The sequence below is a fragment of the Psychrobacter sp. DM4 genome, from assembly GCF_051307035.1.
Classification (GTDB): Bacteria; Pseudomonadota; Gammaproteobacteria; order Pseudomonadales; family Moraxellaceae; genus Psychrobacter.
Map to the genome: position 1 here is coordinate 2,028,441 of NZ_CP195536.1, position 12,455 is coordinate 2,040,895.

Sequence of the window (12,455 nt, forward strand, 5' to 3'; positions counted from 1 at the left end):
AATCAAACCACCTAGAGTTGCGTGATTATATTATCTTTTAGTTTTGCCATCACTTTGGTTGCTATCAGCAAGTGTTTCGTCGTAATTGACATAGGGAACCTTTTTAATAGCAAACAGTTTGAACGCGTGCCAATAAATACGGCTCAGTGAGGTGAGGTTCATCACTGGATTTTTGCGTAGGCTATGCTGTATAGATTGCATCGTCATAGGAGCGCCTGACATCTTAATACCAGTTTTGAGCACGTCACCGCGCGCGTCGCTGATGTCAATAGTAATACGAACTTGTAAGCAGTTATCTTGCTGCTTATTGATTTTTACCTGCCAGCGGTACATCTGATCAATAGGATTAAAGGGTGATACGTGAAAGTTTTTATCGTGACAGAACTTAGTCTCTGAACCTTCTAATAAAAATCCATAGTAATGACGCTTATCCCAAGGCGTATTCGAGACTTCAGCCAATAAATGCGTTGGCACTTGCTCAGTGTCAAACCCTATATAGAAGTTCACTGGGCTAAAATACAGTCCTACGTTTCGGCATACGAGCATGCCAATCATATCGCCTGTAGGCTTACTGCCCGTCTGAGTCATAAACGCTTGATTTAAGCGGTTCTTTAGCGCTTGTACATTATCATCGCTGCTTTTTTTATCGTCTTCTTGCAAATAATCGTTAGGGTAGAACTGCTGTAACGCCTTATGCTTGGCAGAGAACAGCGGTAGTCTTTTGAGCACCTTGCCGCCTAGTACGGACAGCTTGACCTCAGGCAAATCATGTTCTGCCGCTAGCGCACTGATATTGACACCCCAATATCGATAAGGATAAGCAAATTTATGCACACTTGGTAGCAATCGGTTGTGCCAAGTCGTTCCATGGAACAGCTGATGCGCCAGTGCCATATCATCTATCGTACTCTTGTACTCGTCAGTAGCGCTTGTAGCTTTTATGGTCATGAGCGTCTCAAAAATTAGACTTTACGGCTAAAGAAAAAGCCACGTTTTTTAGAGGTGCTTTTATTGGGTCGATCAATAACAGCCGCTTGCACCTTTGCGACATAATCGACCAGCTCTTGATTGGTCGTTGCCGTTGCAACCAGACGTTTTTTGAGCTTACGAGCTTGTTTGTCTGCTTTGACTGGCAGATCCCGATAGCGAAAGGGTGTGTGCGTGCTATCACTATCAGGCAAATGACTGGCATCAACCTCGTCTTTGATCTCTATAGAGTGACCTAACGACTGACAGACGCGCAGTCCACTACGTACGCCGTCTTCGTGAAAGCCATTGAACCAGTAAGCGCCGCAGAAGTGAGTATTGAGGCCACTACCAGAGATGCGCGCCCACTCGCCTTGCGCGGCAATCATCTCGTTATCGAATACGGGATGACTGTAGTCAATATTCTTGATAACTTGGGCAGGGTCAATGTCATGATTTAGCGTGACCAGATAGTTATGCTGCTTAGTCAGTCGTTGTAAGATGTTCATATGGTAAGTCAGTACTGGCTTACTGGTTGGCGTTTCCCTGTCTCGCTGTTCTTGATTAGAAATAGCCGTCTGCTTATCTATAAGATAGTTCCAACTTGCCCATGCCAGTGACTTTTTTGGTAATACGCTGCTATCTGTATGTAGCACAGCAGTATTTTCAGTGAAACGAAAGTGGCTTAGCACGTCCTGTTCATCAGGGCTAGCATCTACTAATAGTTTGAGCGCCGTATCCGCATGACATGCAAAAATCACTTTATCAAATAGGAGTGCCTCACTTTCAGATTCTTGATTTGATGCACCGCCGCTGACCACATTGAGGGTAACTGCTCCACCACTACGAGTCACAGATTGCACTGGAGTGTTCACCCGTACTATACCGCCTGCTTTGACAAACTTGGTAACGAGCTTGTTGACGTACTGCTTGGAGCCGCCTTTGATCGTGAACCACTGCGGACGATTAACCACATCGAGCAGGCCATGATTATCAAAGAACTGGGCAAAGAATACTAACGGAAAAGCATGCACATCTTTTATACTCGTCGACCAGATGGCAGACACCATGGGCAACAGGTAATTATCCGTAAACAGACGCCCGTAGCGCTCATTGGCTAGATAATCGCCCAAGGTTTGCTGAGTAAGCGCACTAATGTCACCGCCCTGCGCTCGCACACCATCGTAGTCTTGGCGCAACTTACGAATATGCTTGTTGAACTGAACGATGTCTTTGACAAATTGCCAAAACTTAGGATTTAGTACGTTTTTGCGCTGAGACAATAGTGTGTTGATCGTATGACCATTGTACTCAAAGTTACGGGGAATGTTTTTGACCGAAAAGCTCATGTCGGTACTTTGAAACGGCACTTGCAACTCATGTAATAGACGAAAAAAATTGGGATAAGTACGCTCATTAAAGACGATAAAACCTGTATCGATTGCGCTTTTTTCGATTTTGTCCTCTTTGGCCTTTTTACCGTATTGTAGGGCGACATCAATCGTGTTGACGTGACCGCCGATATAATCGCTCGCTTCAAATACTGTCACCTCATGATCCGCCGCTAGATAGTGCGCGCAAGTTAGCCCTGCGACGCCTGAGCCGATAATGGCGATACGTGTCTTAACCTGCGACTTTGAGCTATCATCAGCACTTGCCTCGCTTTCATTGTCGCTTGCTGATAATTTATCTTTTGACGCAAATTTGCGACGTATAAATGACATATATGCTTATCCTTGATAATTTCGATGACGGTACTTTAATACTTAACTGAGTCTTCTATACTACTTCTTATTCAATTTTTCACTAACTTGTTGCCAAATCATATCTGGCAAAGCGCCTAGAGTTTTGAGCGGTAGGGTGAGTTTTTTGGGAAACTCAATGACCTCATCACCGCTGCTAATGCCATCACGAATCGCTTGACTTGCCTGCTTCGTTGTTTGTATAAACGGCATAGGAAAGTCGTTTTGTTTAGTCATTGGCGTCTCAACAAAACCCGGCACAACCAAACTCACATCAACATCAAATGGCGCAAGGCTAATCTGTAGAGTTTTCATCAAGTAATGAATCGCCGCTTTTGAGCTGCCATAAGCCTCTGCGCGTGCAAAGGGTACATAAGCAGATGCTGATCCGATCCCAACTAGTCGACCTTTAGATTCCATCAGCTGTGGCAGAGCGCCTTCGATAGCATGAGAGAGCGTGCCCATATTGACAGACATTACCTTCATAAACGCTTCACTATCAAAATTTGGCATATCTAAGTACTCGCACATGCCTGCGCCGCAAATAGCTAAGTCAATCTTGTCAATTTTACTAAAGGCTTCTACTACTTTGTCACGATCCATCAAATCTAAATCAACAGGTTTGGCGCCTAGATTTTGCAATTCAGCAAGCGCTTCATCGTCACGGCCAACAGCATATATATTGTGACCCTCCGCGAGATAGTCTATGGCCAACTGCTTGCCGATGCCAGAGGTTGCGCCTGTAATAACGATGTTTAATTTATGAGATGAATTGTTCATGGTAAAGTCCTAATTTTTATTGGCTTTAGCTTACTAAAGATAGTCGCTCATTTATAAAATCTAAATAGTCAGCGTCCAAATAATTATAGTATAGGACGTCATCTCTATTGTTGTAACTTCGCAAGCGGGGACTGAATTGACTGACACAAAATATCCAAACAGCATCTTAATAGCAAACAGCATCTCAATAGATAGGTGTCTAATAAATCATATGCGCCTATCACGAGCCAATAGATCAAAACAGAAGCTCTAATAATAGAGATTAAAGGTGCTATTAATTGTTTAAGGTAATAAAACATCAAAAAAGGCTTGACGTATTTTCTATCTTTGTTAGAATACGCCCCACTTAGCACAAACTCATTAGAGTATGCGTTAAGCTCACTGTCAGCAGTGACTGTACAGTAGTAACTATATTCCTCAATAGCTCAGTTGGTAGAGCGTCGGACTGTTAATCCGTGTGTCCCTGGTTCGAGCCCAGGTTGAGGAGCCAAATTCTAGCATTAACGTTTAGATTCGATTATGGCATTTGCCAAGACCCTCATCGCTTTGATGAGGGTTTTTTTATGGTGGTATAGGCGTGAGAATTGATACTCGTTATTTATAGAGCACTGTCTGTTCGATTAATTTTGGCAATATTGGCTCATCTAGGTTGACAGACAATAACGACTTGGCTAAAATGTGCTCCACATAACGCAAACAAGCTTATCGCTTGTGACGATAGTTGCTACTAATGCTGCAATTGTTATGACCCTTTATTCCTCAATAGCTCAGTTGGTAGAGCGTCGGACTGTTAATCCGTGTGTCCCTGGTTCGAGCCCAGGTTGAGGAGCCATATTTAGTTTGACAGTGTCAGACATAAAAACCTTTATCAGCTGATGATAGAGGTTTTTTTATGCCGATAGGTTTTATGGTGATTTAATAATGCTTCTAAGGTGTTATTTGGCTCATATTTGTTGTATGGTGAGCATAGTTTTGCTTGATTGCTTTTCGTCTTAATGTTCTATATCCCAAGTCTTCTATATAAAATCACGACAACTAATGGTTTATTATGATACCTGTCCATATAAAAAATAAGTTCTCAGATCATCCGCAAAAAGTCATGCGCCCAGTGAGCATTCGTCTGTCTGAGGAGATGATCGCTTTATTGAATGCGACGTCAGAGGAATTGGGGTTTAAGCGTATCCAAGGGCTTATACGTCTGTATATTCGTCAAGGACTTGATCGCGATCATCAAGACTATACTCTAGCGCATGATGAGGTGTTTATTGAGACGCTGCGCAAGCATGGCGTCAGTCAGCACATTATAGATGAAGCGATTATCACCACCCATAATAGCTGTACTATTCGTCCTTTTTCTGAGTTGCAAGACAAAGATTGAACACTTTGATTTAGCATATTCAAGAGGCTGAGCATCATTATTTGTGCTTAGCCTTTTTTGTACTTACTCTTTAGTCGCGCCTGCCAACTCTATTCTTACCTATGTCCTAATGATCTTTATTCTAAGTCTTTCTTACGATTATTCTTGCAAAACATAACACAACAGCTTGTGATGAATATTCCCATTTATTTATCAAACGCGGTATATTGATGAATAATAAACGGTTGGCAATACGCAATCACAAGGAGTAAATCATGTTAAATATACCTCAGCGCTTAAGCACAGCTCTGCTTGTGACTCTATCTCTTGGGATAATACCGGTGATGAGCAGCTGCTCTACGCCGCAAAATGATCCAATGCAGCAGACCATACCTACCGACTCAGATCAATGGCAGAAGCAATTGGGCGATGCCTTTGAGCAATTATCTGAGAGTGATAGACAAGTTTTGAGCCGCTATATGCTGCGCATGAAACTAAGCGAAGCTTATGAGTCAGGGGCGATGCCGCGTACGACAATCGAGCAGGCGCTAGTACAACAGCGTGAATACGAGCGCCTGCATCCTGACAATCCAACTGGAGAAAAAAGTCCTGTTGTTGCTAATCAATCAAGCAGTGCGGTTTCCACGCAGACGTATCCTGTCGCCCTACTGCCCGTCAAGAGTAGTGATAATGACAGTCTTAACCAGGTCAAGCTCCAGTTTATGTTATCTAATCATGGCACTGTGCCTATTAAGAGCTTTGAGGGTACGCTACTGATGACAGATGACAACCTGACTCAGGGCAAAGCATTCAATGTACCGCAAACCACGTTTGCACCTACTATTGAGCCTGAGCAATCTGGCAAGATTATTATAGATAGTAGCATCGAAGATATCAACGTCATGCGAGCGATTAGAAACACCCAAGAGATGACTATTGAAATCACTGAAGGAACACTAACCCTTGCTGATGGTAATAAAATTGAGTTCGATACTCAGCTAACCAATTAACAGTAGGGTACGACTTAATGATAGAGCATGACATAACGTGCACTTCCAAGTAATACTTTGCTCATGAAAACTTGTTTATGAAGCGCAAAAAAAAGCCCTAATCATCGAGTGATTAGGGCTTCTTAGTAAGTACTGAAACTTATAAATTTGGCGGAGACGGAGAGATTCGAACTCTCGAAGGGCTATGAACCCTTGTCGGTTTTCAAGACCGGTGCATTCAACCGCTCTGCCACGTCTCCATTTGTGCATCATTATAGCGATATGCTATGAGAATGCAAGTACGCAGCTCAAAAAAATCAAATTATTTTGCCGCTACTTTTGTTTTGAGCGTTTCGGCTTGCTTGATGCCAGATGCAGGCACATATCAAGCAATCTATTGGCATAACCCCATTCGTTATCGTACCACGCAAAAACCTTGTACTGATTGCCTACCTTCATGAGCTGCTGACCATCAATGATGAGCGATTCTGGCTGATGGATAAAGTCGCTAGAGACCAAAGGCTCATCTGTATAAGCCATAATACCTAATAGATGCGTTTGGCTTGCTGATTTGAGCACCTCTTTTATTGCCTCAATACTGATATCAGTACTGACGTCAGTATTATCAAAAACAAAAGTCACATCGATAGCGGCGACGTCGATAGTCGGTACGCGAATGGAGTGGCCATTTATCTTGCCAGCCATCGCTGGCAGGACGCGTTCGGTGGCAGCTATGCTACTCGATGTCGTTGGGATAATATTGTGACCTGAAGCACGCGCGCGGCGCGGATCACGATGCGCCTGGTCAAGAACGTTCTGATCCGCTGTCACCGCATGAATCTCGGTCATCATCGCTGATCGTACCCCAAATGCTTTATCTAACGTATCAATGAGTGGTACGAGCGCTTGAGTAGTACAAGAAACACCCGATATAATCGGTAGCTCGCAGGTGAGCGCCTCGGTGTTAACTCCCATGACGATGCAAGCGTCAACAGTGTCAAAGGGAGCGGCGCCTATAATCACTTGCTGAGCGCCTGCCTCGATGTGCATGTTTGCCTGCTCATAAGAGCGAAAATGCCCAGTACACTCTAATACCACGTCGATCTCAAGCGTTTCCCACAAGAGCTTGGCTGGATCTGGCTCACTAAGCATACGAATACAATAAGTGTGACTGTTCTTAGTCAAGCACAACTGCGTTTCGCTATCATCCTCTTCTATAATATCCGCACTCACCCCTAGACGGCTCAGGCGACCATGAGTGCTATCGAACTTTAGTAAATGCAATAAAATATCAGCAGGCGCTAAGTCATTGATAGCGACGATATGAATAGCGCGCCCGAGGACCTCAAAGCGCTCTATCATCGCTCGCAATACATTACGCCCAATACGCCCAAAGCCGTTGATCGCAACTCGTAGTGGCTGCGCATGGGCACTGGTGATTGCTTTGGACTTACTAGAATTTGATCTAATAGGATTAGGCGTCAACTGATAACTAGCGCTAGAGAAGTCAGGCATAAACCGGGTATCACTGTGTAATTGTCGCTATAAGTATAGGATATAAAGCGTCTGCTATAGCAACGAGCATGACTCAAGCCTTTAGTATTAAGGCGAGATAAATATGAGCGCTAGGCGAATGGTATTGTAGTCAACGCTTTGTTTGAGACTCTCATAAATGGGCTTGATCTTAACGCTACCGTCATCATTGAAGTCGTTAGGATTATTGGCTACTTTGATTGCCACATAGGCAGTGCCCACCGCTGTCATCACTTCAGCATCAGGACGTAGATGATCGCAAGCAAGGCTTGGGTCTTGGCGTTTGAGCTCACTGATATGGCGCATAATCGTCGACTGTGCCAGCTCGCGCTCTTGTGCGATATCAGCGATCGACAAGCTCTCCTCCAGTAGCATCTTGGTCAACAATAAAGTACTCTCTGATTTATCAGCAACTTGATTACCCAAGATCTGCTTTTTATCTTGTACCGCTTTTATCCGCTCGCGGCGACGCTTTTGTAGACCTTCATAAGCATCAATCACAGATTGACTTAGCGTACCGCCTGACTTTAACACGAACTTATCATGTGCCTGTTTCATGCTCTTTTCATCGAGCATGGCGTAGTTGGCGTCGGCTTCATCTGATAACGTCAGAAAGCGTTTATCAGCTCCGCGTGCGAGGGGATCTAATTGTAAACTCATATCATTCATACCGAGCAGTTGCAATCCTGCTAGCGATTTAAGACGCGATAGCGCCACATAGCCCTGTCCTAGCTCAAAAGTACGTGAGAGGTCAATTTCGGCTGCATCCAGTGTCATACCTTGCGATTTATGAATGGTGATCGCCCATGCCAGACATAAGGGTACTTGCTCATAGCTGGCGAGCACCTCTCCAGTCTCATCTTCGATGATCCACTCTTCAGGCTCTGCTATGACCTCACGTCCTGAATTGAGTCTGACCACGGGCATTTTTTGCGTAGCAGGCTTTTTAGTTTTAGCCTTGGACTTTTCTTTTTTATCTGGACTGATACCGTTATTATCATCGATATCGACCGCTTTTTCATCGCTCGCTGTCAAAGCATCGTTTTGGGCTTTTTCTTTATCATCGACCTTGACTGCCGCAAAGCCAATTAACTCGCCCATTGTGCCGTTTGAGACACTAAGCTCAGTATTGTTTTTGATAAACATCACCTTAGCGCCTACTTTTAGCGTGAGATCATCTTGGGTACGGACGGTCTTCTTTAACGTATCGACCAGTTTGCCATCACCTGTCGCACTCGCCTCAAAACGCATCGTCTCGCCCTCTAGCGCAGCCAGCTCTTTGTCATTGATTTTATTGACGTTGAGATTGTGGGTATATAGACGAGTTCTACTGATATCGACATCTTGATCGTAGGTCGCTTCTAAGGCGGCAATAGCCTCAAAAGTAACTTCTTGACGTCTGATCTGATTGAGAATGTCGTCTAAATCCAGACCACCATTGACCGCATCGCTCACTTGCCTATGCTGCTCAGATAAATAGCAGATATGAAACTTGGCATCGAGCCATGCCTCAGACATAAAGGCAAACTTATCTCGATTGCTCTCACCGCGGCTACCGATGGGTGGCAACTGAAAAAAGTCTCCTGCGACCACGACTTGAGTACCGCCAAATGCTGCGTCGTTCTTGCGTACATGTTTAAGTACTTGATTGACAAGATTTAGCTGTTTGGCATGTAGCATCGATATCTCATCGATAATGAGTACGGCGGTATCTTTGAGCCTATCGGCTAAAAACTGCTTGCGGGATAAATTGGTCAAATCTCGATCTGATAGCTCATCCTTAATACCGATACCCGACCAGCTATGAATAGTCGTACCATTCATGTGCGTCGCGGCGATACCTGTGCTGGCTGTTACAGCAACAGGGACGCGGCGCGCGCGTAAATAATTGATGTATTGGTTGAGTGTATAAGTCTTACCTGAACCTGCGGAACCCGTCAAAAAAACATTTTGACCTGTTTGTAAGATATCAAGAGCAGAAGATTGACGCATAGATCCAAACCAATAGTCTAAAGAGTGAGAGCTACCCGGTAGTGCGGCAAGCCAAAATAAGTGGTCATTATTATAACAGCTAGCTGGGCTTTGCAGACTTTTTAACGATGACTACATTGATAACTTAAAGTTATCAGCGCCCTACTATCATACTATTATAAGTCGCTATCACTCCTTATAAAAGCTTAGTAGGATGGACTGATAACACGAATAAACAAGAGCGAAAAATTAGCAGCTATTTTATAGGTATCTGACGTCATACGTTCTTTAATTTAACCCTTTTTTTTCAAGATCAGGCAAGAGTCAGCCTGTGTTTTAGTCCGTTTGGTTCTCAACACAACAAGGAATCGTTTATGTTATACCCCTATCCCAATACCCAGGACAGCACCGTCCAATTTCGCGACAAATACGACAACTTCATCAATGGGGAATGGACACCGCCCGCTGATGGTGAGTACTTTGATAACCCAAGCCCCATCGACGGCAAGACCATCTGCCAAGTCGCACGCTCAAAAGAAGCCGACATCGAAAAAGCCTTGGATGCAGCGCATGCTGCCAAAGATGCTTGGAGTAAAACCAGTGTCACAGAACGCGCCAATCTACTGCTTAAAATCGCGGATAAGATGGAAGCCAATCTAGAAGCTATCGCCATCGCTGAATGCTATGAAAATGGTAAAGCCGTTCGTGAGACCTTAGCCGCTGATATTCCGCTAGCTGTCGATCATTTCCGTTATTTCGCTGGTGCCATTCGTGCGCAAGAAGGCGGCATCAGTCAAATCGATGATGATACCGTTGCTTATCACTTTCATGAACCCCTCGGCGTCGTCGGTCAGATCATCCCTTGGAACTTCCCAATTCTAATGGCTGTGTGGAAGCTTGCCCCTGCTTTAGCTGCTGGCAACTGTGTTATCCTAAAACCTGCTGAGCAAACCCCTGCCTCCATCCTGTTTATGCTTGATCTCATCGGTATTGCTGACATTTTACCCAAAGGCGTGTTGAACGTTGTCAACGGTTTCGGTGTTGAAGCGGGTAAGCCGCTTGCCTCTAATCCACGTATTAACAAAGTAGCGTTTACCGGTGAGACCACCACCGGTCGCCTCATCATGCAATATGCCAGCGAGAATATTATCCCCGTTACCCTAGAGCTGGGTGGTAAGAGCCCTAACATCTTTTTTGCCGATGTCATGGATGAAGATGATGATTTCTTGGACAAGGCGATTGAAGGTCTCGTGATGTTTGCCCTCAACCAAGGGGAGGTCTGTACTTGTCCCTCACGCGCACTCATTCATGAGAGCATTTATGATGAGTTTATCAAGCGCTGTATCGAACGCGTCAAAGCCATCAAAATGGGTAACCCACTTGATACTGATACTATGATCGGCGCACAAGCAAGCTCAGATCAGTTAGAGAAGATTGTATCGTATCTTGATATCGGTAAAAAAGAAGGCGCTAAGGTACTAGTCGGCGGCGAGCGTGCTAAACATGACGGTGATCTTGGTGATGGCTATTATGTGCAGCCGACTATCTTTGAAGGCACGAATGATATGCGGGTGTTCCAAGAAGAGATCTTTGGTCCTGTGCTAGCGGTCACTACTTTTAAAGACGACGAAGAGGCGATGAGTATTGCCAATGATACGCTGTACGGCTTAGGTGCTGGTGTTTGGACTCGTAGCGTACATAAAGCCTATCGCTTTGGGCGTGGTATTCAAGCCGGTCGCGTCTGGACCAATTGCTATCATATCTATCCTGCTCACTCTGCATTTGGCGGTTATAAGCAGTCGGGTATTGGCCGTGAGAACCATCTGATGATGCTCGATCACTATCAGCAAACCAAAAATATGCTAGTATCGTACAGTCCTAAAGCGATGGGCTTCTTTTAACGCGATCTAAAAGCACTTTATGACAAAATCCACAACGTGCATTTAGATAGTTATTTAGTACTTTGATTTTAATAACAATAAAAAGGAATTAGCAGTATGAGTAATAAAATGAAAGCGGCTGTATTGCACGAGTTTGGACAGCCCTTACAAATAGAAGAGGTGGATATTCCAACCCCAGGTGCAGGGGAAATCGTCGTCAAGATGCAAGCCTCTGGTGTCTGCCATACCGACTTGCATGCTATTGAAGGGGATTGGCCGTCTAAGCCTAAACTGCCGCTTATTCCTGGACACGAGGGCGTCGGTCTCATTACAGCTGTTGGCGACAACGTCCATCATGTCAAAGAAGGCGACCGCGTTGGTGTTCCTTGGCTGTATTCAGCTTGTGGACACTGTACTCATTGTTTGGGTGGCTGGGAGACTTTATGTTTACGTCAAAAGAATGCAGGATACTCAGTTAATGGTAGCTTTGCTGAGTACGTCTTGGCGAATGCGAACTATGTTGGTATCATTCCTGAAGGCGTCGACTCAGTAGAGATTGCCCCCATCTTATGTGCTGGCGTGACGGTATATAAAGGTCTCAAAATGACCGAAGCCAAAGCTGGCGATTGGGTGGTTGTCTCTGGCATCGGCGGCCTTGGCCACATGGCAGTACAGTACGCCGTGGCTATGGGATTGAACGTTGCAGCTGTCGATATCGATGATGACAAGCTTGACTTTGCTAAAAAACTCGGGGCGACAGTTACCGTTAATGCAAAAGATACAGACCCTGGAAAGTTCCTAAAAAAAGAGATCGGCGGCGCTCATGGCGTACTGGTAACAGCAGTCTCTCCAAAAGCGTTTGATCAAGCGATAAGCATGGTAAGACGTGGTGGTACAGTTGTTTTCAACGGTTTGCCTACTGGTGATTTTCCTTTATCTATCTTTAATACAGTATTAAATGGCATTACTATTCGCGGTTCAATCGTCGGTACGCGTCTTGATTTGCAAGAGTCGTTAGATATGGCGGCAGCGGGCAAAGTAAAAGCCACCGTCGCCGCTGAACCGCTTGAGAATATCAATGATATATTTGAGCGTATGCGTGATGGAAAAATCGAGGGTCGTATTGTGATTGACTATACTATGTAGTCATAAGCAAGTGACGTTTTGATGTTGAGTCATCATCCTCATTAAACCTTCAAAGATAGGTCGTATCGTTTTCAGTGTCATGCTATTGATA

Annotated in this window: 9 protein-coding genes and 3 tRNA genes; 6 read left to right on the plus strand and 6 right to left on the minus strand. The window is 44.6% G+C overall.

The window, feature by feature from the left end:
• Positions 1 to 30: 30 nt before the first annotated feature.
• The 3 genes from ACR64G_RS08595 to ACR64G_RS08605 are packed head-to-tail and all read right to left on the minus strand — an operon-like array spanning position 31 to position 3,488.
• Complete coding sequence (locus ACR64G_RS08595; protein WP_435978893.1) at positions 31 to 948, minus strand: DUF1365 domain-containing protein; 918 nt, start codon at positions 946 to 948, stop codon at positions 31 to 33.
• Positions 949 to 962: 14 nt separating this feature from the next.
• Positions 963 to 2,690: an NAD(P)/FAD-dependent oxidoreductase gene (locus ACR64G_RS08600; RefSeq protein WP_435978894.1), complete on the minus strand. Its 1,728-nt coding sequence runs from the start codon at positions 2,688 to 2,690 to the stop codon at positions 963 to 965.
• 60 nt (positions 2,691 to 2,750) lie between these two features.
• Entirely contained in the window at positions 2,751 to 3,488 is a 738-nt protein-coding gene (locus ACR64G_RS08605) for an SDR family NAD(P)-dependent oxidoreductase (protein WP_435978895.1), read from the minus strand.
• Between the two features lie 414 nt (positions 3,489 to 3,902).
• Between ACR64G_RS08605 and ACR64G_RS08610 the strand changes: the two genes are divergently transcribed.
• The 4 genes from ACR64G_RS08610 (at position 3,903) to ACR64G_RS08625 (ending at position 5,855) form a co-directional block, all read left to right on the plus strand.
• Positions 3,903 to 3,978, plus strand: a tRNA-Asn gene (locus ACR64G_RS08610).
• Between the two features lie 266 nt (positions 3,979 to 4,244).
• Positions 4,245 to 4,320 (plus strand) — tRNA-Asn (locus ACR64G_RS08615).
• A 216-nt stretch (positions 4,321 to 4,536) separates the two neighbouring features.
• Positions 4,537 to 4,866 carry a CopG family transcriptional regulator gene (locus ACR64G_RS08620; RefSeq protein ID WP_435978896.1) on the plus strand — a complete coding sequence of 110 codons (330 nt, stop codon included), beginning with the start codon at positions 4,537 to 4,539 and terminating at the stop codon, positions 4,864 to 4,866.
• 254 nt (positions 4,867 to 5,120) lie between these two features.
• A complete protein-coding gene (locus tag ACR64G_RS08625) occupies positions 5,121 to 5,855 on the plus strand; it encodes a hypothetical protein (protein WP_435978897.1) in 735 nt (244 codons plus the stop codon).
• A 148-nt stretch (positions 5,856 to 6,003) separates the two neighbouring features.
• On the opposite strand, the gene ACR64G_RS08630 is transcribed toward ACR64G_RS08625, so the two are convergent.
• The 3 genes from ACR64G_RS08630 to ACR64G_RS08640 form a co-directional block, all read right to left on the minus strand.
• A tRNA-Ser gene (locus tag ACR64G_RS08630) sits at positions 6,004 to 6,094 on the minus strand.
• A gap of 73 nt (positions 6,095 to 6,167) precedes the next feature.
• Complete coding sequence (locus tag ACR64G_RS08635; protein WP_435978898.1) at positions 6,168 to 7,349, minus strand: type I glyceraldehyde-3-phosphate dehydrogenase; 1,182 nt, start codon at positions 7,347 to 7,349, stop codon at positions 6,168 to 6,170.
• Between the two features lie 87 nt (positions 7,350 to 7,436).
• Complete coding sequence (locus ACR64G_RS08640) at positions 7,437 to 9,359, minus strand: AAA family ATPase (protein WP_435978899.1); 1,923 nt, start codon at positions 9,357 to 9,359, stop codon at positions 7,437 to 7,439.
• 353 nt (positions 9,360 to 9,712) lie between these two features.
• Between ACR64G_RS08640 and exaC the strand changes: the two genes are divergently transcribed.
• Entirely contained in the window at positions 9,713 to 11,239 is a 1,527-nt protein-coding gene (gene exaC, locus ACR64G_RS08645) for an acetaldehyde dehydrogenase ExaC (protein WP_435978900.1), read from the plus strand.
• A 96-nt stretch (positions 11,240 to 11,335) separates the two neighbouring features.
• Positions 11,336 to 12,364: an alcohol dehydrogenase AdhP gene (adhP, locus tag ACR64G_RS08650; protein WP_435978901.1), complete on the plus strand. Its 1,029-nt coding sequence runs from the start codon at positions 11,336 to 11,338 to the stop codon at positions 12,362 to 12,364.
• Positions 12,365 to 12,455: the final 91 nt, after the last annotated feature.

Excerpts from the sequence above, each read along its gene's own strand:
- ACR64G_RS08600 (WP_435978894.1), bottom strand. The coding sequence starts at position 2,690 with ATGTCATTTATACGTCGCAAATTTGCGTCAAAAGATAAATTATCAGCA.
- ACR64G_RS08625 (WP_435978897.1), top strand. The coding sequence starts at position 5,121 with ATGTTAAATATACCTCAGCGCTTAAGCACAGCTCTGCTTGTGACTCTA.
- ACR64G_RS08635 (WP_435978898.1), bottom strand. The coding sequence starts at position 7,349 with ATGCCTGACTTCTCTAGCGCTAGTTATCAGTTGACGCCTAATCCTATT.
- adhP (WP_435978901.1), top strand. The coding sequence starts at position 11,336 with ATGAGTAATAAAATGAAAGCGGCTGTATTGCACGAGTTTGGACAGCCC.
- ACR64G_RS08595 (WP_435978893.1), bottom strand. The coding sequence starts at position 948 with ATGACCATAAAAGCTACAAGCGCTACTGACGAGTACAAGAGTACGATA.
- ACR64G_RS08640 (WP_435978899.1), bottom strand. The coding sequence starts at position 9,359 with ATGCGTCAATCTTCTGCTCTTGATATCTTACAAACAGGTCAAAATGTT.
- ACR64G_RS08620 (WP_435978896.1), top strand. The coding sequence starts at position 4,537 with ATGATACCTGTCCATATAAAAAATAAGTTCTCAGATCATCCGCAAAAA.
- ACR64G_RS08605 (WP_435978895.1), bottom strand. The coding sequence starts at position 3,488 with ATGAACAATTCATCTCATAAATTAAACATCGTTATTACAGGCGCAACC.
- exaC (WP_435978900.1), top strand. The coding sequence starts at position 9,713 with ATGTTATACCCCTATCCCAATACCCAGGACAGCACCGTCCAATTTCGC.